Below are 23,344 nucleotides of genomic sequence, written 5' to 3'. Positions count from 1 at the left end.
GTTCGCGGGCAGGCCGAGCGTGTTCCACGTCGGCTCGCCGGTGACGACGTGCTCGATTTCGGCGCAGTCGCCCGCGGCGTAGACGCGCTCCGCGCTCGTCCGTCCGTAGTCATCCACCGCGATAGCGCCCGTCTCGCCGAGGTCGACCGCGTCGGCGACGAGGTCCGAGTTGGGTCGGAGACCGATGCCGACCATCGCCGCGTCAACCGCGAGGTCGTCGCCCTCGCAGACGACGGCCTCGACCCGGCCCGCGTCGTCGCCGCGGAGTCGTTCGACCGACGCGCCGAGGTGGAGCGTGACGCCGTGATCTTCGAGGTGTTCCTCGACGCGCTCGCCCACGGCGTCGCCGAACGACTTGAGGACGTGCCCGGAACGCTGGAACAGATGGACGTCGAGGTCGTGGGCGGTGAACGCCTCGGCCATCTCGACGCCGACGAAGCCGCCGCCGACGATGGCGACCGACTCGGGCGGTTCCATCGTGCCGAAGCGGGCGGCGCGCGCCTCGTCGACGAATCCGCCGCCGCCGAGATCGGCCACCGAGGCCTCGTCCGGGTCGGTGAGGAACGACCGAATCGCCGCCGCGTCGTCCAGCCCGTGGAGCGTGAACGCGCCGTCGAGGTCGATGCCGTCTATCGGTTCGCGGAGGGCCCGCGCGCCGGTGGCGACGAGGAGGTCGCCGTAGGGCTGGTCGAACGTCCCGTCCGGGCCCTCGACCGTGACGACTCGCTCGTCGGTGTCGACGGCGACGACCTCGTGCTCGCGCCGGAGGTCGATGCCGCGCTCGGCGGCCGCTTCGGGCGACAGCGACAGCATATCGGTGAGCTTCTCGACCTCGCCTTTGACGAAGTAGGGCGTGCCGCAGTGGGCGTAGGAGACCCAGCGGCCCTTCTCGAAGACGACGACGTCGCGGTCGGTGTCGGCGCGGGCGAACTTGCTCGCGGCGGAGAGTCCGGCGGCGTCGCCGCCGACGACGACGAATGGTTCGGCAGACATCGTGGGAGAGTGGTACGCCCGCCGACACCTAACTTCCTCGGCCGAACGAGACGGCGGTGTTCAGATAGGGAGGAACGGAGAAGTGTAGTATTTTCCGAACATCTGCCCGAAAACGCTAGTCTCGACGGTATTCTCGGCCAGACGGAATTGGGGGTTGTGGAACGAAAAGCGGCACCGAAGTTGTTGGTGAGGCTTCGGTTTTCAGCTCCATCTCGCTGGGTTATCGCGTTCAGACACCGTTTCTCCGGATAAGCAAGCGAGTGCCTCGGGGGCAAGCCCCGACGCGGTGCGCTCTCGAGAGCTTCGCAAACGGACTCGTTTCGTCGTTCACAACGGGGACACAATCTTCAGAACGCCAGGGCAGAATCGACCAGCGACTGGCTCAAGCCGTCCGTATTCGCGTGCTACGATCAACCAACGCGACCGTATTCCACCTAGTCGTAGACCTCATCGGGGTCGTAGACCTTTTCACCAACCTCCTCGCCATCAATCGTTCGCGAAAAGCACGAACGATAGCCAGTGTGACAGGCACCGCCCTCCTGCTCGACGCGATAGAGGAGCGCGTCTCTGTCGCAATCGACCCGAATCTCCCGTACCTCTTGGGTGTGCCCGCTCGTCCCGCCCTTCTTCCAAAGCTCATCTCGACTCCGAGAGTAGTAGTGGGCCAATCCCGTCTCCCGCGTCGCAGCCACCGCATCCGGCGAGGCGTACGCGAGCATCAGAACCTCGTCGGTATCCGCGTCCTGTGCGACTGCTGGAACCAGTCCGTCGTCCCCGAAATCGAGTTCGATGTCTACCGATTCGTCAGCCATACCGGACTGTACGAGTGCCGAAAGATACCAATTTTCATTCTTGTACTCTCAGGAGACCCGACAGCCAGGCGGACCATCGCTCCCGTCGTGTCGTCTTCGGATTCTCAAGCTCCCAGCCAGCGGCAGTGGCGGCGGCTTCGAGACGGAGATACTCCCAGCGCTGGGAAGGGAGGTACGCCGGCCGATTCGAAGCGGTGCCGACCAGCACGTGTCTCTCCGTTTCGACCCGTGAAGAGAGCTCTCGAAAGCTCGATGTGGTCGGCCGCAGTTGGAAATCTCGGCGGATGAGGTGCGTCGCGCTGAACGCGTGAGCGGCCTCGGGGGTCGCCGAGAGAAGCCCGACGTGTCGCGCCCATCGACGAGCATCGGCGACCACCGCCTGCGGGTCGCGAGTCCGCCGAAGCGCGGCCAGTTCGAACGCGAGCGTCATGTGTTCGTCGGCCATCGGCTAGAAGAGGGCCGCACCACCCCACCCGATGAGGAGCGAGAAGCCCGCAGCGGCGGCAGCCTGACGGAGCAGCATTCGACCGGCGTATCTCGGTGAGAGCTCCCTCGCAACCGTAATCGCCGTGACCAGACAGGGGAGCAACACCCCCGCGAGGTAGACGGCCGTTAGCACCTGTACGGGAGTCATTGCGGAGAGCGTCGCGCTGAGTCCATCCGACTGCAACAACAGTAGACCGTCCTTGCGAATCGACCCCAGCACGACGACGAGTGCCGTCTCACCGGGGAGGTTGAACAGCGCCATCACCGGCGAGAGAGTCGTGCCCATCACGTCCAAGACGCCGAGGTAGTCGAGGAGCGATGCGAGAAAGACGATTCCGACGAAGACGGGAAGCGCCTTCAGAAAGAAGCTTCGAACCACGGTGCTGGCCTCTCGCCACACCGAACGCGGAGTCGGCCACTGGAGGAACGCGCGGTCTTCGGCGGCGAGAGACGCCGTCCGCGCCCGTTCGGGCGCAATCAAACGAGCGTAAACGAGCGTCGTAGTGGCGAGAACGCCGACGTAGGGGAGGACGAGCCACGGCATGTCGACCGCCGCGAACACGGCGAGCGTCGCCGGGAACTGGTAGGAACAGGCCGACCCGAATCCGATGGCCGAAACGGTCGTCCGGCGCGTGCAGTCCGAACACCCTCGGGTGCTGGTGACCGCCGGAACGTTGCATCCGAATCCCATGACCACGCGAACGAGGTCGCGACCGGTGAGGCCGACGTGTCGAAGGGAGGGGTGGAGCGACGTGGTAATCCGCGTGACGAGTCCGCTGTTCTTGTAGACCGCCATGAACAGTGCGAAGAGGAGAATCGTCGGGCCGGCCCAGACGAACAGGAACGGTCCCATCGACAGCAGGCCGTAGTCGCCGCCCAACACCGCCGCGAGTGGACCCGGGAGGTCGCTCGTCCACCGGACCGCGGGGGCCAGCAGTGAGCGTACCTCAGGGGAGAGTTCCGAGGCGACGGCGTTCGCGAAGTGGACCGCGGCCGCGGCCGGCAACAGGAGCAACGCGATGCCGACGAGTGGCCCGGCGAGCGGGCGTTCGAGAATCGTCGCCGGCGGGTCGAGACGAATGCCCGTCCGCCGGGTGACCTGCCCGGGGAACTCGTCGGCATCGAAGAGCGCGCTGACGAGGTGCGTCCGCTCGCGTCCGTCGACCGCCGACCCGCCGCCGTCGGTCGCGACGCGGGAGACGTTTCGCGCGTCCACCGGAACGAGCGGCACCCCGAGGTCGTCGGCGAGCGCGTCCAGTTCGTCGCGGGCCTCGTCCTGGTTCTCGACTTTGTCCCAGAACGTCACGGCAATCGCGCCGGCTTTTCCCTGCACCAGCGGCAGCAAGTCCTCGAGGTCGTCGTCGATGTTCGTCGCGCGAACGACGAGGAGCACCGTCTCAGTGTCTTCGACCGCGCTGATCGCCGTTCGAGTCGTTTGGGTGTCGGTCCCGAGCAGGATTCCGGGCGTGTCGACGAAGACGAACTCGTCCGATTCATATCGCTCGACGTCGACGGTCGTTCCGCGGAAGTTGCCGGTCGTCGGCGTCGTTCCGGTCAGACCGGCGACGAGTTCCGACTTGCCGACGCTCTCTTTGCCGACGACGACGACGGTTTCTCTCCGGCCCCTTCCCGTCCCGTCGCGCCCCGCCGCGGGGCGACTGTTCGACCGAGGCTGCGTGTCAGTCATACTTTTTGAACCCCATCGTCGGCGCGAGTTCACGGAACGACTGCCGACAGAGCCAGATGTCGTACTTACTGACGAGGCCCTGTTCTCGGCCGGTCATCCGACACACGTGTCGGTCGTCGTCTCGCGCGTCGTTCGAGCGCTCGATTCCGCTGTCGGGCTGTGATGATTGTCGTGTCACGGTTAGCAGTCGCACATGTCGGGTTCGCAGCAGGACGCGTCCTCGAGGAACATGTTCTTCTCGCGGTACTCGTCGAGGGGAGCGCGGTCGATACCGAGTTTCGCGGCAATTTCGTCGGCGACGACCGCGAACCGCTGTCTGAACTTATAGATGAAGCAGAACTGTTGACCGTTGTGCGCGACCTGGGGGCCGACGAGGAACAGGCCCGGCGTGTCCGTCGATTCGTCTCGGTCGGTCAGTCGGGGGTGGCCGTCTTCCGACTCGAAGTAGTCGTCCGCCGGGCCGAGGCTCGACTGAAACCCCGTCGCGAGCACGGGCCGGTTCCGCGTCGCGAGCGTCTCGCCGTTCGTACAGACGACGTCGAACGAGCCACCGTCTCTGTCGACGCGTTCGACGCGGGCACCGTCGTTGAGGGTGATCGGTCGGTCCCGTTCGAGCGCCTCTCGGAGGCGCTGGCTGGTGTACGGGGACAGGACTTCGCTCGGGTCTGGCCCGCGATACTGCCACGGGCCCTCCTCGTCGAGGACGACTACCTCGCGGCCCAGTTCGGTGAGCGTGAGCGCCGCGTCGATTCCGCTTTCGTATCCGCCGACGACCGCGACCGGATCGTCCACGCACTCGTCGGCGAACGCGTGCCACGAGTCGACTCGGGAGTTGTGGACGCAGTGAGCCGCGCCGGGGAACGGCTCGTCGTTCGGTCGGTCGAACTGTCCGGCCGCCCAGATGACGAACCGGCTCCGGACGACGCCGGCAGATGTGTCCAGAACGAACCCGTCGTCGTGGCGTTGGAGGGATTCGACATCCACGCCGGTCCGGACGGGGAGGTCGTGAAATTCGACGACTCCGCGGAGGTACTGCGCGTACTGCTCGCCGGTCGGGTGTTCACAGTCGAGCGCGAACGCGGGCGACGTGTCCGTCGTGACGGCGTTCAGGTCCCGACAGCCGAAGCTGTTTCCGGGAAACGAGGGAGTGATGAACCGCATCTCCTCGGGCCACTGTCGAAACGACGCGCCGACGTCGTCTCGCTCCAGAATCGCGTAGGCGTCGAGGTCGAGGGCTTCGAGAACGATACCGATACCGACGCCAGCGGCACCTGCGCCGACGATAACGGCGTCGAACGACTCGTCCGTTCGGGGGGTAGTTGGGGCCTCCATTAACAATAGAACAATCTAGTTAGCTAATTATAAATAAGATTCGGTCTAGAGTTAATAACAGATGAGTCGAGAGACGATTCCCGTTACCGTGCTGAGCGGCAACCTCGGGGCGGGGAAAACGACCGTGCTGAACAACCTCCTGAACACGCGGACGGACCTCGATATCGCGGTCCTCGTCAACGATATGGGCGAGGTGAACGTCGACGCCGACCGCGTCGCCGAGCACTCCGACATCTCGGAGGACGACGAGGAGTTAATCGAGCTGTCGAACGGCTGTATCTGTTGTGAGCTCCGGGGCGACCTGCTCGACGCGCTCGCGAAGCTCGCTCGGGCTCGCGAGTTCGAGTACCTCGTCATCGAATCGACCGGCGTCGCCGAACCGCTTCCCGTCGCCCAGACGCTCACCATGGGGTTCGACCAGTCGGACCTCGACCCCACCGAGTTCTACGAGGAGACCGGCATCGAGCCGATGGACTACTACGAACTCGACACGACGGTCACCGTCGTCGACGCCCACCAGTTCTGGACGACGTTCGACTCGACGGAGTCGCTCATGGACGGCGACACGGAGAAGGACCTCGGAAGCCTCCTGGTCGAACAGATCGAGTTCTGCGACGTCCTGCTGGTGAACAAGTGCGACCTCGTCGACGAGGCGACGCTCAACGAGATCGAAGCGATGCTCGAAGTGCTGCAACCCCGCGCCGAAATCGTCCGGACCGAACACGGCGCGGTCGATCCGGACGCAATCCTCGACACTGGTCGGTTCGACTTCGAGGCGGCGAGTCAGTCCGCCGGGTGGATGCAGGAACTCGAAGAACCCCACGCCTCCGCGGAGGAAGAACACGGGGTCACCTCGTTCGTCTTCGAGTCCAGTCGGCCGTTCCACCCGGAACGGTTCGCCGACCTGCTGAACGAACTGCCGACGAACGTGGTCCGCTCGAAGGGACACTTCTGGCTGGCGGGCCGCGAGGACATCGCGCTGGGTATCGACGTCGCGGGCCAGTCGATTCGGCTCACGCCCGCGGGCAGGTGGCTTGCGACGCTCCCGTGGGACGAACAGGCGCAGTACTTCGAGGCATACCCCGAACTGGAGGAGACCTGGCATCCCGAGTACGGCGACCGAGGCTCCCAACTCGTCCTCATCGGCACCGACATCGACCACGACGACCTCCGCGCGGACCTCGAGACGGCCACGCTGACCAACGAAGAGATGGACGCCGACTGGAGCGCCTTCGAGGACCGCTTCCCGACGTTCGAACGTCCCGAAGACGCCGAAGAGGCTGCGGACGGGGAGGCACAGTCCGCCGAGAGCGCCGAGGAGGTCGGCCTCGCCGATTGACGATGTCCTCGCCACGCTCGCTCTTTCGAACGGTCGTCGACAAGAACGCGCCGCGCGGAACGCGCGAAGACGCCATCGATGAGCTCGCCGATGAACGGGCGACCACGCAGCTTCGACTCGTCGTGGTCACGAGCGGGCTCGACGGGCGGTACCGTCGCCAAGCCCTGAACGCCCTTAGTCGGTGTCGAGCGACGGACGCGCTCGACAAACTCGCGAACGACACGAGCCTCGCACCCCCGCTTCGGGAACGGGCCCAAGAAGCGCTCTAGGTCCGGGAGGGGAGCCGACCGCAACTCACTCGGAGCGCGTTTTTTCGCGGTAGGGCCACTCCTCGTCGGCGTCGATGGTCGACGTAAGCCGCCAATCCGCGGCTGCTGCGGCGTCCGTCACCGACTGGTACGTCCAGTCCGGAACCCGCGTGACGACCTCGCTGGTTTCGTCCGTGCCGACGAAGACGTACCGCGCCGTGTCGAAATGCGTTCGCACGCTCGTCAGCGCCTCCTCTATCGTTCGCGGCCCCGACAGAAACTCCTGTTCGTACCCGGCTTCCCGGACGCGCCGCCGTTCGATGAACGACGGTTCCGAGGAGACGATACCGAGGTGGCTCGTCCACCGCGCGGCGTCTCCGAGCGCGCGGCTCGGTCGCGCGAGTTCGTCGAGCGCCCGCAACGAAACCGCGAGCGTGAGGTCGTTCGACGGCATCTCAGGACCTCCCCCGTGACGGCGGTGCGACGGCCTTCGAATCCACACTGTCGCGCGAGTCGAGCAGGCGCTCCGCGGCTCGGCGAGCGCCGACGACGTTTCGGGCGAACGGGCCGACGCTCATCTCCGCGAGCGCGCCCGAGACGTACAGCGCCGAATCGGTGCCGTCGCTCCGCTGCCACGCGAGCGTCCGGTCGTCGAGGACGGGAAAGCCGTTCGCACCGCGTTCGAGCGACAGCGACTCGGCGAGCGCTCCGACGAGCGGATGTTTCGGGGCTGAGTCGTGCCCCGTCGCGAGCACGACCTGCGCGTCCGTCGCGGTCGTGCCGTCGTCGAACCGGAGGTGCAATCCGTCCCCAGACGCTCGTGCGCACTCGATTTCGCCGTGTCGAATGTCGAGGTCGCCGCAGTCGCGGGCGTCTACCAGTCGGTGTTCGATGTACGGCGGGATTGTCGCGTCGTGACGCGCGGCGCGAATCCGGTCGCAGCGGGCCGCGGACCCCGGCGGAAGCGAGTGAATCTCCTGTTCGATGTGCCGCCAGTTGATCCAGCGGGAATCGGCTTCGGTCAGTTCGACTTCGAAGTCGTGACGCGAGAGGAGCGTCACGTCCGCGTCTTCCGACAGCCGACAGGTGAGTTGTGCCGCCGTGATACCGCCCCCGACGACGAACGTTCGGCCGTCGAACGCCGCGGCCGTCGTGGGGTCGAAATCGTCGTCCCAGACGTGCGCGAGTCGCGCGTTGTCGGAGAGCGATGTCGCCCACGAGGGGACCGTCAGCTGACCGCCGAGGCCAACAGCCAAAACCACACGGCGAGCGACAAGTGGTCCAACGGGCGTATCCACACGAAGCAGCCCATGCCGGGTCCTCGTGACCTCCGTTACCGTCGACTGAAAGTGGCAAGCGTCGATACCGCGCCGGTCGATGACGTAGCTGGCGTGGTCGAGGAACAGGTCGAGCGTCGGTCGGTTCGGATAGTCCTCGGTCGGGACGAGTTCGTGCTCCCGGTGTGCACCCTCCGCGAACGAGTCGAGCGAGAACGGCTCGGTGTCGATGTGGTGGACGAACGTCGACCGAAGGGTCCGCATCCCGCACTTGCGGGCTTTCGTCTCGAACGACCCCAGTAACCGCTCGTGAGGGTCGACCAGGCACAGTTCCTCGTGGTCGTACCCGCCCTCGTCGAGGAGGTAGTTCGCCACGCAGGTCCCGTGAACGCCGCCGCCGACGACTACGTACTCGTACGGCTGGTTGGCCGGCGAAGCGCGGCGGACGGCGGGTTCGTCGGCGCTCATTTTCGTTCGCCTCCGTGGACGTCGGTGGTCGGGGACGCGAACCGTTTTTGTGTCGCTGTCGTCGTCATCGGCAGTCACTGAGGTCGACGAACGAGTCGCCGTACGCCGTTATCCACGTCGTCGTCCGGTACGGAACTGCCACATCTGGAGGATAGAGCGTGCAGACCGGTCGGTCGGCCGAGCCGACGACGAGGGACATCAGTTCGGAGCGCGGCCGCGCGGACGAGCCGGGGTCGGCGTCTCCGAGCCACCTCGGTTCGGGGTCCGAGGCGTCGGTCGATCGATCGGTCATGCTGCCTCGAAAACCCCCGGTAGCGTCTCGAACGGAGGGTTCTCCACGGCCTCAACATCTCTCAGGTCGTCATTTTCCGACTCCGGACTCCGACTGGAGACCAGCATGGACAGGCGCTTTTCCGCGGTACCGGTCTCCGCGACGAACGGCGTTTCCGTCCGCCGAGCTTCGGGAGAGGCACAGACGTACCGGCGGCCCGGTTCCGAGAGGCAAGTCGTGGCGGTACGGTGACCACTCGCAGCGAATCGCCGCGCGTACTGGAACATCTAGTATTAAACCTATAGTTGATTATAATAAAAACTGTGATTGTAGTTTTCTTGATTAACAATAACTACAGGCCGGTGAGTCATGAGGTAGCTAGTTCGTTATCTAACAGTAATTGCAGTCACAAGCCGGAGAGGAGAGGAGAGGAGAGGAGAGGAGAGGAGAGGAGAGGAGAGGAGAGGAGAGAACAGAACACTCACGCACCGAGGTAACGCTGGCTACTGCCGTATCGGTGAACGCCGACGACGCGTCGCATCCACTGTTCGGCGACTCACCGGAAGGAGGAAGAGGAGCGCGACTAAAATGGCAAAACGGACACCTATAATAACTTCAAGTATAATTTTAATAATGATGTCATCGAACGTCGAGAACGTAACGCAGTTACGCGGTCGTGCCGCGGACGCGCTGTGCTCGCAAACGGGACGCGGTATCGATGCCGACCGTGGAGGGAACCGGCCGTGAGGGAACCCGAACAGTCGCCCGAGGAAGTCAAAAAATCGGTCCAAGCCTACTGGGACGACAGAGCCGAGACGTACGACGACGACAGTCACCACGCGCTCCACAGCGAGGAGCAACGCGCGGCGTGGTTGTCGGTGTTGCGGAGCTGGACCGGCGAGTCGACCCAGCGCATACTCGATGTCGGCTGTGGCACCGGCGTGATTTCGTTGCTGTTGGCGGAGTTGGGTCACGAGGTCACGGGAGTCGATTACTCGGCCGGGATGCTCGAACAGGCCCGCGAGAAGCGCCGGGAGCGGGACCGTTCCATCGAGTTCCGCATGGGAGACGCCGAATCACTGAACGCATCGGACGACGCCTACGACTCTGTGACGGCCCGCCACCTCATCTGGACGCTCCCGACGCCGCCACAGGCGATACGGGAGTGGCGACGGGTCGTCCGCCCCGGCGGTCGTATCGTCCTCATCGAGGGCCACTGGGACTTCTCGGGTCCGTTCGATGGATACGAACAGATTCACGAAGACCTTCCACTGTACGACGGCCGTCCTCCCGAGGAGTTGGCGGAGCTGCTGAGAGAGCACGGTCTCGAAAACGTCACCCACGAACCCCTGATGGAGCGGACGCTTTGGGGAGAAGTGCCGGAGTACGAGCAGTACATTATCGGCGGAGACGTGCCGTGAGGGCCGTACGATTCTGAGATCCTGTTCGACTTAATCACCGGCGTAGCGGTTTCGCCGGCCGTTCCCGTAACCTATCGGAGCAGATGCGGGAGGAGCTGACGGCCACCGCGCAACTCTCACCGAAGTCGTACGTTCTGCACCCCGTGAGAGTACATCGTGGGATGAAGCGTGAAGTCCTCGATACGGTTTCGAATCCCCGTGACGGTCTCGCTGTAAGTTAACATCTCAAGCGAGGTATCGTCATGAACGAGTTCCTGAACCCTGTCGTAGATCCGTTTCCGTTCGTCGACGCCCGTCGTCCGCCGCCCCCATTCGATCAAGCCGTCCACCTCTGAGTCCGCGTACCCGGTGTAGATTTGTGAGTCCTCGGAGTGGTAAAACAACATCGCCCGGTCCGGGTCCGGAACCCAGAAGAGTTCTCTCTCAGAGTACGGGCTGGAGGTCACGAATCGGATTGGTGAGGTCACCGTTCCCCTCCCCTTCTGCGGTCGTTCGCCCGGGAACCGTCAGAGATTTCGCCGGCGTAGTGGCATCGCGATCGGACATCGCGGACCCGTTCGAACCCGGGGTGATGTCGTTCACACTGCTCATCTGCGTACGAACAGCGGGGGTGAAGCGGGCAGCCGGTCGGTCGGTTTGACGGGACCGGCGGAGAGCCCAGTAAGGGCTCCGGCGGCGGGTCGGCCGGGTCGTCGCTCGGAATCGCGCGCAGTAGCGCTTCCGTGTAGGGGTGGCTTGGCCGGTCGAAGACGGCCAGTGCGGGCCCGCGTTCGACGAGCTCTCCGGCGTACATCACCGCCAGTCGGTCGGCGAGATACCGGACGACATCGAGGTCGTGAGAGATGAACAGATATCCGACCTCGTGTCGGCGCTGGAGGTCCGCGAGCAGGTCGAGAATGGCGGCCTGAGTGGCTACGTCGAGTCCGGAAACAGGCTCGTCGAGCACCACGAGGTCAGGGTCGTGAGCGAGTGCACGGGCGATACCGATGCGCTGGAGCTGTCCGCCCGAGAGCTCGCTCGGATACCGCTCCCCGACCTGTGGGTCAAGACGAACCTGCGCTAACAGGTCTTCGACGTGGTCGACCGTCGCGTCGGAGTGCTGCTCGTGGCCGAACGACTCTGCGAGAGACCGCTGAATCGACCACCTGGAGTCGAAGCTTTTGCGGACATTCTGGAACACGACGCCGACGCGACGGAGTTGCCCGTCGGTCCGGGTCGTGTAGCCACCGACGGGGTCGCCATCGAGTAGGACGGTTCCACGGTTCGGTGTCAACTGTCCGGTGACGAGCTTCGCGAGCGTCGACTTGCCGCAGCCGCTTTCCCCGACGATTCCCACGGTTTCTCCCCGGAGGACCGAAAGTGAGACTCCGCACACAGCTTTCGCAGGCTTCGGGTCGTCAAGCAGTCGGTCGAGGACCGACCGAGTCGTCTCGAACTCCTTTTCGACGTTCCGTAGTTCGACGACCGGCACGTCGTGTTGCCGCCCGCGGCTACTCGTGGTGGGCGCGTTCACTCGTCGTCACCGCCGTCGGGAGCGACCCTGTTCCCGTTCACACGACCGCCGGTGGCGGTCGGTCCTCCCCGAGATTTCATGGGCGTCTCGATGCAGGCCACGCGGTGGCCGGGGGCGCGTTCGGTGACCGGGATGTCTCCCCTGCGGCAGTCGGTGGTCGCGAGATCACAGCGGTCCGCGAACGGACAGCCGTCGTGACCGCCGATAACGTCAGGCGGGCTTCCCGCGAGCGTCTCGACTCGCTCGCCACGGTCGAGAGTCCGCGGTGAGCACTCAAGCAGCGCTCGCGTGTAGGGGTGTTTCGGCGCGGTCAACACCTCGTCGACGGGTCCAGATTCCATCACCTGTCCGCCGTACATGACGACGACCTTGTCGCAGGTCTGGGCGATGACGCCGATGTCGTGAGATATCAGGAGGACGCCCAACTCTCGTTGCTCGCGGAGCCTCCGTATCTGTCGCAGTATCCCCGCCTGCGTCGTCGTGTCCAGTGCTGTCGTCGGCTCGTCGGCGATCAGCAAGTCGGGGTCGCCAGCCAGTGCCACGGCGAGCATCGCGCGCTGGCGCATTCCCCCGGAAAGCTCGTGGGGGTATTCGTCCGCGCTGCCGTTCGGATTCGGAATCGCGACCTGCTCCATCAACTCGACAGCGCGGTCCTCGGCCCGTTTCCACGCGGCGCGGTTTCGGAACGGCGGGACGCCCAGAAAGTCGAAGAGTCCCTGCGACGGACCCTCGTCGTGGATTCGAACCGCCTCGGAGATCTGTTCACCGATGGTGAACACCGGATTCAGCGCCTCGTGAGGGTCTTGGAACACGATGGAGACCTCGTCACCGCGAATACGACGAAGCGTCGCCTCGTCGGCGCAGGTCAGGTCCTGTCCGTCGAAACTGATCCGTCCCGAAGTGATCTGCCCCGGGTCTTCCAATCGGACGAGCGACCGGGCGGTGACCGACTTACCGCTCCCGCTTTCGCCGACAAGGCCGACGATCTCGCCGCGGCTCACGCTGAAGGAGACGCCATCGACGGCGTGGACTGTACCCCGGTCTGAGTCGAAGGACGTACGCAGGTCCTCGACGCGGAGGAGTTCGTTCGTCATAGTTGCTCGATGTGGGCCGATTGCGTCGGCGAGAGCGCGTCTCTGAGACCGTCACCGAGGAGGTTGAACCCGAAGACGGTGAGCATGATCAGGACGCCGGGAGCGTTTACCAGCCACCACGCGGTCCGCAGGTAGTTCCGACCCGACGCGAGCATCGTCCCCCACTCGGGCGTCGGCGGCTGCGCGCCCAGCCCGAGGAAGGAGAGGCCCGCCGTTCCCAAGATGACGCCGCCGATGTCGAGCGTCGCCAGCACGACGACCGGGGCGACGACGTTCGGAACTAGGTGCCGACCGATCACATGAGCGCGCGAGCGGCCGAGAAGCCGCGACGCGGTCACGAACTCCCGCTCGCGAACCGACAGGACGCTACTCCTGACCAAGCGGGCGTAAGAGGCCCAGCCGACGACCGCGAGCGCGACCATCACGTTCGTGAGGCTCGGTCCGAGGATGCCGGCGATCACGAGTGCGAGGACGATACCCGGAAACGCCAGCAGCGTGTCGACGAGTCGCATCAACGCCTCGTCGACCCGGCCGCCGACGTAGCCAGCGACGAGGCCGACGGCCGCCCCCAGAGTGAGCCGCACGCCCGTCACGACGATGGCGATGCCCAGTGAGAGACGCGCGCCGTAGAGCAGGCGCGTGAGCACGTCGCGTCCGAGTTGGTCGGTTCCGAGCGGGTGCGCGAGCGACGGGGCTTCCAGCCTCTGTGTGAGTGCCTGTGCAGTCGGGTCGTACGGTGATACGACCGGACCGAACACCGCAAGGGCGAACAGAGCAAACACGAGACCGGCACCGAGCGTGGTGAGCCGTGTCGTCGTCAGCGCCTCGTACCACCGCCGCCACCGAGCGCCACTCGGGCGGGGGCGCGTGCCGTTCGCGGCGTCTCTCACGCCGACTCACCCCTGTGGCCGATTCGCGGGTCGAGATACCGGTAGGTCAGGTCAACCGCCAGGTTGGTCAGAACGAAGATGACGCCCACGAGGAGAGTCGTCCCCTGAATCACCGGATAATCCCGTGCGAAAATCGCGTCGACGAGCAACATTCCCAGACCCGGTCGTTGGAAGACGGCTTCGACGACGACCGCCCCGTTCAGAACGTAACTGAACTGTAGGCCGGCGATGGTCACGACCGGGACGAGTGCGTTCCGCAAGGCGTGTTTGTAGACGACGATTCGCTCGCGCAGCCCCTTCGAGCGGGCGGTCCGGATATAGGGGTCGTCGAGGACCTCCAGCATCGTCGTTCGGACCAATCGAGCGATGACCGCGGACATGCCCGAACCGAGCGTCACCGCCGGGAGGACGAGATGGTCGAGGCCTCCGGAGCCCGCGACCGGGAACAGGTCGAGCCAGAGGGCCGCGACGATGATGAGTAGGTACCCGAGCCAGAAGTTCGGCATAGAGACGCCGACAAGCGCGCCGAGCTGGGCCGCAAAGTCGACGCGACCGCCGGGGTTAACCGCGCTCGCCACGCCGGCAGGGACTGCGATAGCGATGGCGATTGCCATCGATGCGGCGGCGAGTTCAATCGTGTTAGGAAGGCGTTGGACGAGCATCGACGCGACCGTCTGTTCGGAGCTATACGACTGTCCCAAATCGCCGCCCAATGCGTCGAGCGCCCAATTGGCGTACCTGAACGGGAACGGCTCGTTCAAACCGTGTTCCGCTCGGAACGCTGCCACCGCCTCGGCCGACGGCTGATGACCCGTCTGCTCGATAAGCACGGCCACGGCTGGGTCGCCCGGCGTGAGGGCAGTCATGCTAAACGTGAGGACGGACACGCCGACGAGAACCAGAACGGTCGTCCCGAGCCGCTTCAGCAGGTATCGACTCACTTTCTCGATCTCGGACCGTTCCGGAGCGGGGCGTCCGGTGGGCGGTGCTGCGCATTCGTCGTCTCGGTCGTTCGGGCACCGTCCGCACCGAAATCGACGGTTTCCAGGTGATAGCACGTCTCCGTCGGCAACGGCTCGTACCCCGTGACGTCGGCGTCAATCCCGACCACGTTCGTGAGGTGGGTCAACCAGCCGATTGGAACGTCGCGTTGGACGATAGACTGCACCTCGTCGTAGCGACGCTTTCGTTCTTCGGTGTCAGTGGTCTGTCTCGCTTCCGCGAGCAGGTCGTCGACTCGGTCGTTCGCATATCCGCTGAACATCGTCGCGTCCTCGGAGTGGACGAAGTCCGTCAGCCGGTCGGGGTCCGGGTACCACAGAAGTGAGTTCGACCACATCACGAGGTCGAACGCCTCGCCAGTCGCGCGCTCCTCGATAGTCGCGTAGTCCATCACCTGAAGGCTGACGTCGAACCCGACCTGCGATAGCTGCGCCTGAACCGCTTCGGAGACGATAGGCAGTTCGCGCGCATCGTACGTCCAGAGATCGATTTCCAGCCGCTCTCCGTCCCTTCCTCGCACGTCTTCTTCGTCCTCCCATCCTGAATCGGCGAGTAACTGCTTCGCTCTCTGCGGGTCGTAGGAGTAGGGTTCGAGGCCCGCGTTCGCCCAGTCGGTGACCTCCGGCGGGAAGGGGCCAACGGCAGCCGGGCCGAGACCGTTTAGCACGCTGTTGACGATTTTTTCCTGATCGATGGCGTGCATCACCGCGCGACGTACGTTTCGGTCATCGAAGGGCGACGACGTCGTGTCGTACACGAGATACCGAGACCGGGGGACTTCGTAGCTAACCGGTTCCACGTCATCTCGGTCCTGCAAGGGGGGAACCGCCGACCCCGACATCGCACGTGCCATGTCGAGCTCGCCGCTTTCGAGCTTCAGGAGCCGCGTTTGGTCGTCCGGCACGCTCTCGTAGACGAGCGTGTCGATCGCCGGCGTCCGACCGCGGTAAGAGGGGTTCGAGACGGCCGTGATCCGGGTGCCCTGTTCCCAGGAGTCGAACTGGAACGGCCCGGTCCCGACCGGCGCGGTGACGTTGCCGTCGCCGTCGTAGGAACTCTCGGCGACGATGCTGGTTGGTGGACGCGTGAGGTGTGCCGGAAGCGGCGCGAACGGGATACTCGTCTCGATTTCGACGACGCGCTCTCCGCCCCCGGTGACGGATTCGACCGGGAGATTCGACAACGAGTCCGACTCGAAGCTCCGTTGAAGCGAGGTGACGACCGAATCGACGGTCAGCGGGGTCCCGTCGTGGAACGAGACGTCGTCTCTGAGCGTGAATGACCACCTGCGTTTGTCGTCGCTCGCGGTCCACTCGGCGGCTAACCCCGGCTTGACCGACGCGTCATATCCCGCAATCGTGAGCGGTTCGATGACGTTCAGCTTTCGGAGCATCCATCCCTTGACGAGCGGGTCGAGGGAGTTGGGGTTCCACGGGGTCCCCACACGGAACGTCCTCCGTTGCGCTGCCCGCTCCGAAGTCGAAGTCCGAGCTGCGTCCTGTGAGATGCCACTGCAACCCGCGAGCCCAAGGACTCCTGCGGTTGCTCCTTTCAGTGCGTCTCGTCGACTGAATCCGCTTCGTAGATTCATCGTGTCCCGTGATCTCCGTCTCTCCGTCGGCCGTTCTCCGGCGCGTTCCGATCGCCCAGCCATGCGATGAGTTCCTGTAGTTCACCGACTGCCGTCTCGAATACGTCCTGACCGGCTTCGGCGGTCGCAGCCGTCGGGTCTCCGACGACTCCGTTCTCGCTGAATTCGTCCGTGTACATGGCGGTCTGCGCGCCGTGGACCCACTCGCCCCAGCTCTCGGCGTCTCCCGGTTGCGGCGTCCCGAGGAGTTCCGGAACGAGGTGTTGCAGTACGCTCGTCTCGACCGCTCCGGCGTGCTGTACGTCCGCTTCGACGGCTTTCATCCACTCCCAGTACTGTGCGTCGAGCCCGGTCTCGTCCGAGAGGCGTCGGCAAACGTGTTTGAGCGCATCTCTGTTTCCACCGTGTCCGTTGATTATCAGGACAGTTTCGACGCCCCACGCGTCGATGCATTTCAGCAGATGGAACACGTACTCCCGAAGCACCTCCGGTGGAAGGTGAAGTGTTCCCGGGAAGTGGCGGTGGTACGGGGCGACACCGATGTGTACCGGCGGTAGTTTCCACGCTTCGACGCGTCCGGCGGCAGCCTCCGCAATCGCATCCGCGACGAATACGTCGGTTCCGAGCGGTGCGTGCGGCCCGTGCTGTTCGACGCTCCCGACGGGAAGGAGACAGACATCGACGTCGGGTTCCTCCACGTCGACCCACGTTTGGGCTGTGAGATTCACGAGCAACCGCCCCCACCGGTCGTGTGCGGTCGGCGAACCTGTCCACCGCCGCGCGTCAACCCGCTCCTCGGGACGAGTTTGGTAGCGCGGTCGGAACCAGAGAAGGGAAGCGAACTGGCTGCTATCTCGGCTCCCACGCGCGAGGAGAGACGAGGGAGCAACTCTCGTCTCGAACGTTGGTCTGGCATGGGTATTAATATATAGGTTGGACATAATAATTCTTGCTAAAGTAGAATATTTTGTTAATATTATGGGTCGAAGTGGAGTCGCGTACGGCGAAGCACAGAACGCCGACAGAGACGTGTGCGCCACGTGACCCGAATCGGAGTCTCGCGCGTCGTTTCGCGTGCTAGTCGAGACTCCCGCTCGGCGACCTCGTTGGGTGCACCGCGTTACGTATCCGTTTCACTGGCCGTGTGCCGGGTTGCGAGCCCAGCGAGGTGCGAAGCTTCCTCGGAGATGATTTCAGCGGTCGCGAGCCGAACGGCGTTTTCGCTTCCGGGCAGGACGAACACCGGAACGTCGCGGGCGATACCCGCGGTCGCGCGGGTCGAAACGATGCGCGTACGAACCTCCGCCCACGAGAGCCACCGGAACGCTTCGCCGAACCCTGGCAGTTCGCGGTCGAAGAGTTCGCTCACCGCATCCGGCGTGACGTCGTCGACGGTGACTCCCGTCCCGCCGGTCGTCACGACGATGTCGACGTTCTCTTGATTCAAGCACTCACTCACCGTCGCCCGAATCCCGGCGTAGTCGTCGGGGACTATCTGACGCGACGTGACGACGTGGCCCGCGTCGACGAGGATGTCGGCGATTGCGTCGCCACTGGCGTCTGAGGGGTCGATTTCGTCGCCAGCGCCTCGGGACGACGACACCGTCACGACGGCGACGCCGAGCGGATCGATGCGGTCGTGGCCGTCTGCATCAGTTGTCCGTCGCTCCTCGGTTGGCGGGAGTGCGCGACCAGTCTCGCTCATGGCTCCCCTTCGACGACGAGTCGCTGTTCAGTCGGGGGCACTGAATACGATTTCCGGCCCGGGAAGGAGTTCTCGAAGTCGCTCCAGTCGGCGTCCATCTCCTCGTCGGTAAGGAGGCAGTCGTCGAGCTCGCCGACCATACCGGTCCGGTCCATTCCGGCCCCGATGAAGACGAGTTTCACTTCACGGTCACCCCACTGGTCGTCCCAGTAGAGCCCCGAGTGGGATTCGCGATACGACTGCTGCTGGGGTTCGGCGAGCGTAGCCGCCCATCGACCGTTGACCTCAACGTGGGTCTGCACACCCGCCTGGCTCAGATTGAGCGCGTAGCGGTCGCGTCCAGCGACCCACATATGACCCTTCGCTCGGACGACGGAATCGGGGAACGAACGGAGCCACTCGTGGAATCGCTTGGGATGAAACGGCCGGTGACGCTCGTACACGAACGAATCAACGCCGAACTCCTCGGGCGGGTGGAGGTGATCGTGATCGTCGTGGCCGTGATCCTCGTGGTCGTCGTGGCCGTGCTCGTGCAGGTCCGAATCCGTGTCGTGGTCGTGGTTGATGACCTGTTTCCACCGGGCGGCGTTGCTCGCCTCGTCCTTGTCGAACTTCCCGGTTCCGAGGATTCGATCCGGGTCAACAGCGCTTTCGGTCGTCCGGACGATGTCGACTCCGGGGTGGAGTGTTCGGATGACGCGTTCGACCGCCTCGCGCTCCTCGTCAGAGACGAGGTCGCACTTGTTGAGGACGAGAACGTCGCAGAACTCGACCTGCTCAGCGAGCAGGTCAGAGAGTGGCCGAGTGTCGTCATCACTCGGTTTGAGCGGATTGTCGAGGACGAACGCCTGGTGGAACTGGTGGACGTCGACAACGGTAACGGTCGTATCGAGATCGTACAGCGCAGCGGCCCGTGCGGGAGAGACGAATCGCTGTGCGATCGGGACGGGGTCGCTGATGCCCGAGGCTTCGATAACCAGATAATCGAACTCCTCATCGAAGGCGAGACGGCGGAGCTCTTGGTCCAGTTCGTTTTGGAGCCCACAGCAGATGCACCCGTTCGACAGCTCTGTGACGCCGCCGTCGTCCATCGAGAGGTCGGTGCCACTCTCGATGAGGTCGGCGTCGACGTTCACCTCGCCGACGTCGTTGACGAGGACAGCGATGTCGTACGCCTCACCACCCACGGTGAGGAGGTGGTTGAGCAGGGTCGTCTTCCCAGCGCCGAGCCCGCCGCTCAGAATCGTGACTGGGGGTTGGTCGTCGAAGCTCATCAGTCGTCGGCCAACGCCAGTTCGCGCTGCTCGTCAGACCCGAACGGGTCCGGGTACGTACCCCAGTCCTCGTCCATTTCGGCGTCCGTGAGGAGACAGTCGCTCAGCCGTTCGACCAGCGATTCCCGATCGAACTCTCGACCGATGAACACGAGTTGGACCCCGCGATCGCCCCACCTGTCGTCCCAGTCCGCCTTGATACCCGGACGAGCGGCGAAGTACCGCTGCTGTTGGGCCTTCGGGAGCGTGGCGATCCACGTTCCTTCGGGCCGGCACGGACAGACTGGCCCGCCTTATCGAGTCCCATGGCAACGTCTTCGCGACCCGCCGACCAGAAAAAGCCCTTCGCGCGGATGAGCCCGTCGGGGAGGTCGGCGTAGAGCTGAGCGATTCGCTCGGGGTGGAACGGTCGGTCCGCGTCGAAGACGAACGAGGTAACGCCGTGTTCTTCGGCGGCGGCATCGTGATGGTGCCCTTCCTGTAGTTCGCGCTTCCACCCGGCGGACTGGCTGGCGCGGTCGAAGTCGAACCGCCCCGTGTCCAAGATTTCCTCGGGAGCGACGGCGCCGTGTTCCGTTCGGATGAGCTTCGCCCGCGGCTGGAGAGTTTTCAGAACGGCCTCCATCTCCTCCAGTTCGTCTTCGGGTACGAGGTCGCACTTGTTCAGGAGAAGCACGTCACAGAACTCGATTTGGTCCATGAGCGCTTCCTCGGGAACGCGGTTGTCCTCCGGCTCGATAGTGTCGTCCGTGAGCGCCTGTCCCGAATTGAAGCCCCGCCAGAAGCTGTGGGCGTCGACGACGCTCACCATCGTATCGAGTTCGTAGACTCCCGTGGGGTCGAACTCCGCGTCTTCGAACCCGCGGGCGAACGTCTGGGCGACTGGAATCGGCTCACTGATGCCGGACGATTCCACGAGGAGGTAATCGAAGTCACGCTCCTCCGCCAACCGCCCTACCTCGTCGAGCATATCACCGCGGAGACGGCAGCAGATACAGCCGTTCGACAGCTCGATGATCTCCTCGTCGTTCTGCGTGAGTTCCGACTCGCGTTCAACGAGGTCGGCGTCGACGTTCACCTCACCCATGTCGTTGACGACGACAGCAGCGTTCAGTTCTCGCTCGCTGCTGAGGATGTGGTTGAGCGTCGTCGTCTTGCCGGCGCCGAGGCTACCGCTGAGAATTGTCACCGGTGTCGGGTCATTGCTGAACAGCATACCTTGGTTATGAATTTGCTAGACTAAAATACTAATTATTATGTTTTAACAGCATACACATAATAGAATATAATAACGTAGAGGACTTATTTAGTACATGAGCGTCGTTAGCATCTCGATGCCCGAAGCGTTGCTCGAACGCATCGACGAGTTCGCCGACGAACATGGGTACAGTGGCCGAAGCGAGGTCGTCCGCGAAGGCGCACGCGCGCTGCTCGAAGAGTTTCAGGGGCGAGCCGCCGATGGGCAGACCCACACCTGTACAGTAACGGTAGTCTTCGAATACTGTCAGCATGCGGTCCAACAGCGCCTGACTGGGGTACGCCACGAGTACGACGGTATCGTCTCCGCGACCACCCACGCACACGTCCGGGACCGGTACTGTATGGAACTGTACGTTCTCGAAGGCACCGCGGAGACGCTATCTGGATTCGTCAACCGCGTTCGGGCAGTTCCGGATGTCCGGGCCGTGGATTACGCGATTATTACGTTCGAGGAGGGACGTGTCGATCAGCACATCGAGTCGTGAGTACAGTTTAGTGCTCAGCGAGGAGCATCAGTTTGACTCGACTCACCGCATCGAAATTTCGCAAGCGATAGGTGAGGTTCCGGACGCGCGAGGCCGGTCCGCCGCAGAAGAGCGTCTCGAGACACCACTCCCCTTCGTGAATGTGGTTCGTGGCCGTGATGACGTCCTGAAACTGATGTTGCTCGTTGTGGATATCTTCGATGACCGCGTTGTGTTCGTAATCGAAGGCAATGATAACGACGACGTCGCCTTCGATATCCTCCAACGTTGTGTGACCCTCGATGTACTCCTGCATGGCTTCGTGGACGCCGCGCGAACGCGAATCCAACCCCTCCGCCTGCCAAGTTTCGTCGAACTCGGAGAGGAGGTCGTCGGGGATGTTGAAGCTTGTTCGCATTTGATATTATTTTAATCTCTTTTACTATGAATTGCTAGTATCTAAATGGATTATATTATGATTTTTCTCCCCGAGGACGTGAGCCAAGATACTGGCGGAAACCGGCGAAGGTCGCTAGTCGCGTCCGCCGCCGCCAGTCGAGGGGGTCTGTACGGAGTGCTGGTCAGCAGCTCCCGTCAGAAGCGACACGAGCTCCGCTTCCGTTACTGGCTGCGCCGCCGCCAGTCCCGCATCGCGCGCCACGCGAACGGCGCTCGGCGGGTGGAGGTTCGCTTCGTCCAACAGCGCGTCGTCGTAGAACACCTCGCGAGGCGTCCCGCCCCCGACGACGTTGCCGTCGGCCATCACACAGACGCGGTCGGCGACCTCGGCGGCAAAGTCGAGGTCGTGCGTCGAGAGGACGACGCTGATGCCGTCTTGGTGAATCTTCTGTATCCGCTCGGCGACCAGTCGCGACCGCTCCGGGTCTAAGCCCGCGAGCGGTTCGTCCAGCACGACTACGCTCGGTTCGAGGACGAGCACGCCGGCGAGACCGACGAGGCGTTTCTCGCCGCCGCTCAAGTAGTGCGGAATGCGGTCTTCGAGGTGGCCCGCATCGACCGTTGTGAGCGCCTCGCGAGCGTGCTCTCTCGCTTCGTCAACGGGGACGCCGTAGTTTTGGAGGCCGAACATCACGTCATCGAGGACCGTGGGTGCGACGAGTTGTGTATCGGCGTCCTGGAAGACGAAGCCGACTTCCCTCCGCGCGCGCGCCTTGTTGTCTTCGCTGATTGGTGTGCCGCCGACGACCAGCTCGCCGTCGTCGGGGACGAGCGTGGCGTTCAGGTGTTCGAGGAGCGTCGATTTCCCCGCGCCGTTGCCGCCGACGAGCGCGACGACCTCGTCGGGGAAGACGCTGAACTCGACGTCGTGCATCCCGACCGTTCCGTCCGGATACGTGTGGGTCTCACATCGGAGGTCGACGAGCGGCGTCTCAGCGTGGGTCACAGCCCCACCCCGGAAACCGATACAGCTGCGTATCCGACGACAATCGCGTACGAGCCGACCACGACGAGCAGCTCGCGAGGGGGTGGCCGCGAGACGTCGCCGTACAGCGTGATGTCGCCGTCGTAGCCGCGGGCTTCCATCGATTTGACGAGCCGTTCGGACCGCTCGATGGCCGACAGCATCGTCATCCCGAGGATTCTCGCGTACAGTCGTCTGTTCGACCAGAACTCCGAGAGGTTCGCCCCCCGCGAGAGCACGGCTTTCACCAGGTCTTCCAGCGTCTCGACCATGACGAAAGTGAACCGATAGGTGAGGAGCGCGACCTGGTCGACCGGTCGGGGGAGCAAGCGGCCGAGCATGTACGCGACGGCGGTGTACTTCGTCGTCATCGACGCCGTCAGCGTGAATGTAACGACCGTGAATGACCGGCAGCTGAGTTCCGCGAGGAGCACGAGGCCCGGCCACGTGACCGAGAGTTCACCGAATGGTGTCGAGACCACACCACCAATCGGCGCACCCGGTTCGAGGAACGCCAACGGTCCGGCGACCGAGACGATAAACAGGAGCGGGAGCGTGTACCAGCCGGCCAAGCGGCGGTACGGAAGCCCCGCCAGCCCGTAGACTGCGAGCACCACAGCGTACAGTCCAGCGAGGAACACGAGTCGGTCGAACACCGTGACCGCGAGGACGAGCGCGCCGACGAGACCGATTTTCGTCCACGGGTTGACGCGGTGCAGCGGTCCGTCTCGCCGCTCGGCGACCGCCGTGATGAGCCGGGGATCGGGAACGTGGTTCGAGAGCGACGTCACGGT

At 64.1% G+C, this 23,344-nt stretch carries 25 protein-coding genes and 1 pseudogene; 4 read left to right on the top strand and 22 right to left on the bottom strand.

Annotated elements, in window-relative coordinates; translation table 11 throughout:
• The 6 genes from ATB1_RS02075 to ATB1_RS02050 form a co-directional block, all read right to left on the bottom strand.
• On the bottom strand, window positions 1–993 hold a 993-nt coding region (locus ATB1_RS02075; RefSeq protein WP_042662040.1), incomplete at its 3' end, for an FAD/NAD(P)-binding oxidoreductase.
• Between the two features lie 434 nt (window positions 994–1,427).
• Window positions 1,428–1,805, bottom strand: coding sequence for a phosphoribosyl-AMP cyclohydrolase (gene hisI / locus ATB1_RS02070; protein ID WP_042662039.1), 378 nt, complete (start codon window positions 1,803–1,805; stop codon window positions 1,428–1,430).
• A 34-nt stretch (window positions 1,806–1,839) separates the two neighbouring features.
• Window positions 1,840–2,250: a hypothetical protein gene (locus tag ATB1_RS02065; protein ID WP_042662038.1), complete on the bottom strand. Its 411-nt coding sequence runs from the start codon at window positions 2,248–2,250 to the stop codon at window positions 1,840–1,842.
• 3 nt (window positions 2,251–2,253) lie between these two features.
• On the bottom strand, window positions 2,254–3,978 hold the full coding sequence (locus tag ATB1_RS02060; protein ID WP_042662037.1) for a nucleoside recognition domain-containing protein: 1,725 nt from the start codon (window positions 3,976–3,978) through the stop codon (window positions 2,254–2,256).
• On the bottom strand, window positions 3,971–4,123 hold the full coding sequence (locus ATB1_RS02055; RefSeq protein WP_241768002.1) for a 30S ribosomal protein S14: 153 nt from the start codon (window positions 4,121–4,123) through the stop codon (window positions 3,971–3,973). The genes ATB1_RS02060 and ATB1_RS02055 overlap by 8 nt, the downstream gene beginning before the upstream one ends.
• A 35-nt stretch (window positions 4,124–4,158) precedes the next feature.
• Entirely contained in the window at window positions 4,159–5,310 is a 1,152-nt protein-coding gene (locus tag ATB1_RS02050; RefSeq protein WP_042662035.1) for an NAD(P)/FAD-dependent oxidoreductase, read from the bottom strand.
• A gap of 61 nt (window positions 5,311–5,371) precedes the next feature.
• On the opposite strand from ATB1_RS02050, the gene ATB1_RS02045 reads away from it, so the two are divergent.
• Both ATB1_RS02045 and ATB1_RS02040 read left to right on the top strand, forming a co-directional pair.
• Window positions 5,372–6,649 carry a GTP-binding protein gene (locus ATB1_RS02045; protein ID WP_042662034.1) on the top strand — a complete coding sequence of 426 codons (1,278 nt, stop codon included), beginning with the start codon at window positions 5,372–5,374 and terminating at the stop codon, window positions 6,647–6,649.
• A 2-nt stretch (window positions 6,650–6,651) separates the two neighbouring features.
• Window positions 6,652–6,918 carry a hypothetical protein gene (locus ATB1_RS02040; RefSeq protein WP_042662033.1) on the top strand — a complete coding sequence of 89 codons (267 nt, stop codon included), beginning with the start codon at window positions 6,652–6,654 and terminating at the stop codon, window positions 6,916–6,918.
• Between the two features lie 25 nt (window positions 6,919–6,943).
• On the opposite strand, the gene ATB1_RS02035 is transcribed toward ATB1_RS02040, so the two are convergent.
• From ATB1_RS02035 to ATB1_RS02025, 3 genes are all read right to left on the bottom strand, one after another.
• Window positions 6,944–7,351 carry a hypothetical protein gene (locus ATB1_RS02035; protein ID WP_042662032.1) on the bottom strand — a complete coding sequence of 136 codons (408 nt, stop codon included), beginning with the start codon at window positions 7,349–7,351 and terminating at the stop codon, window positions 6,944–6,946.
• A 1-nt stretch (window position 7,352) separates the two neighbouring features.
• Entirely contained in the window at window positions 7,353–8,642 is a 1,290-nt protein-coding gene (locus ATB1_RS02030) for an FAD/NAD(P)-binding protein (RefSeq protein ID WP_042662051.1), read from the bottom strand.
• Between the two features lie 64 nt (window positions 8,643–8,706).
• Complete coding sequence (locus ATB1_RS02025) at window positions 8,707–8,934, bottom strand: hypothetical protein (protein ID WP_042662031.1); 228 nt, start codon at window positions 8,932–8,934, stop codon at window positions 8,707–8,709.
• 722 nt (window positions 8,935–9,656) lie between these two features.
• On the opposite strand from ATB1_RS02025, the gene ATB1_RS02015 reads away from it, so the two are divergent.
• Window positions 9,657–10,334, top strand: a complete 678-nt coding sequence (locus ATB1_RS02015; RefSeq protein WP_042662029.1) for a class I SAM-dependent methyltransferase — start codon at window positions 9,657–9,659, stop codon at window positions 10,332–10,334.
• Window positions 10,335–10,450: 116 nt separating this feature from the next.
• Here ATB1_RS02015 and ATB1_RS02010 read toward each other — a convergent pair whose 3' ends face one another.
• The 10 genes and pseudogenes from ATB1_RS02010 to ATB1_RS01965 all read right to left on the bottom strand — a co-directional run bounded on the left by ATB1_RS02010 (window position 10,451) and on the right by ATB1_RS01965 (window position 20,619).
• Window positions 10,451–10,801, bottom strand: a complete 351-nt coding sequence (locus tag ATB1_RS02010) for a hypothetical protein (protein ID WP_042662028.1) — start codon at window positions 10,799–10,801, stop codon at window positions 10,451–10,453.
• Window positions 10,798–11,847, bottom strand: a complete 1,050-nt coding sequence (locus ATB1_RS02005; RefSeq protein ID WP_042662027.1) for an ABC transporter ATP-binding protein — start codon at window positions 11,845–11,847, stop codon at window positions 10,798–10,800. The genes ATB1_RS02010 and ATB1_RS02005 overlap by 4 nt, the downstream gene beginning before the upstream one ends.
• On the bottom strand, window positions 11,844–12,941 hold the full coding sequence (locus ATB1_RS02000; RefSeq protein ID WP_042662026.1) for an ABC transporter ATP-binding protein: 1,098 nt from the start codon (window positions 12,939–12,941) through the stop codon (window positions 11,844–11,846). Before ATB1_RS02000 ends, ATB1_RS02005 begins: the two co-directional genes overlap by 4 nt.
• A complete protein-coding gene (nikC, locus tag ATB1_RS01995) occupies window positions 12,938–13,831 on the bottom strand; it encodes a nickel transporter permease (protein ID WP_042662025.1) in 894 nt (297 codons plus the stop codon). Before nikC ends, ATB1_RS02000 begins: the two co-directional genes overlap by 4 nt.
• Entirely contained in the window at window positions 13,828–14,772 is a 945-nt protein-coding gene (gene nikB / locus ATB1_RS01990) for a nickel ABC transporter permease (RefSeq protein ID WP_042662024.1), read from the bottom strand. The genes nikC and nikB overlap by 4 nt, the downstream gene beginning before the upstream one ends.
• The gene (locus tag ATB1_RS01985; protein WP_349674948.1) at window positions 14,769–16,424 is read right to left on the bottom strand and encodes an ABC transporter substrate-binding protein; all 1,656 of its coding nucleotides are present in this window, start codon (window positions 16,422–16,424) and stop codon (window positions 14,769–14,771) included. The genes nikB and ATB1_RS01985 overlap by 4 nt, the downstream gene beginning before the upstream one ends.
• The gene (locus ATB1_RS20150; protein ID WP_042662049.1) at window positions 16,421–17,152 is read right to left on the bottom strand and encodes a creatininase family protein; all 732 of its coding nucleotides are present in this window, start codon (window positions 17,150–17,152) and stop codon (window positions 16,421–16,423) included. Before ATB1_RS20150 ends, ATB1_RS01985 begins: the two co-directional genes overlap by 4 nt.
• A 392-nt stretch (window positions 17,153–17,544) precedes the next feature.
• Window positions 17,545–18,129 carry a molybdenum cofactor biosynthesis protein B gene (locus ATB1_RS01975; protein ID WP_042662023.1) on the bottom strand — a complete coding sequence of 195 codons (585 nt, stop codon included), beginning with the start codon at window positions 18,127–18,129 and terminating at the stop codon, window positions 17,545–17,547.
• Window positions 18,126–19,403 (bottom strand): GTP-binding protein, encoded by a 1,278-nt coding sequence (locus tag ATB1_RS01970; protein ID WP_042662022.1) that lies wholly within the window; start codon window positions 19,401–19,403, stop codon window positions 18,126–18,128. Before ATB1_RS01970 ends, ATB1_RS01975 begins: the two co-directional genes overlap by 4 nt.
• Window positions 19,403–20,619, bottom strand: a pseudogene (locus ATB1_RS01965) (GTP-binding protein). Before ATB1_RS01965 ends, ATB1_RS01970 begins: the two are co-directional and overlap by 1 nt.
• 97 nt (window positions 20,620–20,716) lie before the next feature.
• On the opposite strand from ATB1_RS01965, the gene ATB1_RS01960 reads away from it, so the two are divergent.
• On the top strand, window positions 20,717–21,148 hold the full coding sequence (locus ATB1_RS01960; RefSeq protein WP_042662021.1) for a CopG family ribbon-helix-helix protein: 432 nt from the start codon (window positions 20,717–20,719) through the stop codon (window positions 21,146–21,148).
• Window positions 21,149–21,155: 7 nt separating this feature from the next.
• Here the strand turns inward: ATB1_RS01960 and ATB1_RS01955 are convergent, their stop codons facing one another.
• From ATB1_RS01955 to ATB1_RS01945, 3 genes are all read right to left on the bottom strand, one after another.
• Window positions 21,156–21,545: a CopG family ribbon-helix-helix protein gene (locus ATB1_RS01955; RefSeq protein ID WP_042662020.1), complete on the bottom strand. Its 390-nt coding sequence runs from the start codon at window positions 21,543–21,545 to the stop codon at window positions 21,156–21,158.
• Between the two features lie 114 nt (window positions 21,546–21,659).
• Window positions 21,660–22,460 (bottom strand): energy-coupling factor ABC transporter ATP-binding protein, encoded by an 801-nt coding sequence (locus ATB1_RS01950; protein WP_082256235.1) that lies wholly within the window; start codon window positions 22,458–22,460, stop codon window positions 21,660–21,662.
• A gap of 68 nt (window positions 22,461–22,528) precedes the next feature.
• Entirely contained in the window at window positions 22,529–23,341 is an 813-nt protein-coding gene (locus tag ATB1_RS01945; protein ID WP_042662018.1) for an energy-coupling factor transporter transmembrane protein EcfT, read from the bottom strand.
• Between the last annotated feature and the right edge of the window lie 3 nt (window positions 23,342–23,344).

This window comes from Haloferax sp. ATB1 (assembly GCF_000730175.1).
Note: the sequence above shows the minus strand (reverse complement) of the source record. Positions and strands in the feature narration are given on the sequence as shown.

What these genes read in the sequence shown, in the direction of transcription:
- hisI (WP_042662039.1), bottom strand. Translation starts at nt 1,805, where the DNA reads ATGGCTGACGAATCGGTAGACATCGAACTCGATTTCGGGGACGACGGA.
- ATB1_RS01960 (WP_042662021.1), top strand. Translation starts at nt 20,717, where the DNA reads ATGAGCGTCGTTAGCATCTCGATGCCCGAAGCGTTGCTCGAACGCATC.
- ATB1_RS02040 (WP_042662033.1), top strand. Translation starts at nt 6,652, where the DNA reads ATGTCCTCGCCACGCTCGCTCTTTCGAACGGTCGTCGACAAGAACGCG.
- ATB1_RS02000 (WP_042662026.1), bottom strand. Translation starts at nt 12,941, where the DNA reads ATGACGAACGAACTCCTCCGCGTCGAGGACCTGCGTACGTCCTTCGAC.
- ATB1_RS01985 (WP_349674948.1), bottom strand. Translation starts at nt 16,424, where the DNA reads ATGAATCTACGAAGCGGATTCAGTCGACGAGACGCACTGAAAGGAGCA.
- ATB1_RS02060 (WP_042662037.1), bottom strand. Translation starts at nt 3,978, where the DNA reads ATGACTGACACGCAGCCTCGGTCGAACAGTCGCCCCGCGGCGGGGCGC.
- ATB1_RS01950 (WP_082256235.1), bottom strand. Translation starts at nt 22,460, where the DNA reads ATGCACGACGTCGAGTTCAGCGTCTTCCCCGACGAGGTCGTCGCGCTC.
- ATB1_RS02030 (WP_042662051.1), bottom strand. Translation starts at nt 8,642, where the DNA reads ATGAGCGCCGACGAACCCGCCGTCCGCCGCGCTTCGCCGGCCAACCAG.
- ATB1_RS01955 (WP_042662020.1), bottom strand. Translation starts at nt 21,545, where the DNA reads ATGCGAACAAGCTTCAACATCCCCGACGACCTCCTCTCCGAGTTCGAC.
- ATB1_RS02050 (WP_042662035.1), bottom strand. Translation starts at nt 5,310, where the DNA reads ATGGAGGCCCCAACTACCCCCCGAACGGACGAGTCGTTCGACGCCGTT.
- ATB1_RS02065 (WP_042662038.1), bottom strand. Translation starts at nt 2,250, where the DNA reads ATGGCCGACGAACACATGACGCTCGCGTTCGAACTGGCCGCGCTTCGG.
- ATB1_RS01970 (WP_042662022.1), bottom strand. Translation starts at nt 19,403, where the DNA reads ATGAGCTTCGACGACCAACCCCCAGTCACGATTCTGAGCGGCGGGCTC.
- ATB1_RS01975 (WP_042662023.1), bottom strand. Translation starts at nt 18,129, where the DNA reads ATGAGCGAGACTGGTCGCGCACTCCCGCCAACCGAGGAGCGACGGACA.
- ATB1_RS02025 (WP_042662031.1), bottom strand. Translation starts at nt 8,934, where the DNA reads ATGACCGATCGATCGACCGACGCCTCGGACCCCGAACCGAGGTGGCTC.
- ATB1_RS02035 (WP_042662032.1), bottom strand. Translation starts at nt 7,351, where the DNA reads ATGCCGTCGAACGACCTCACGCTCGCGGTTTCGTTGCGGGCGCTCGAC.
- ATB1_RS02045 (WP_042662034.1), top strand. Translation starts at nt 5,372, where the DNA reads ATGAGTCGAGAGACGATTCCCGTTACCGTGCTGAGCGGCAACCTCGGG.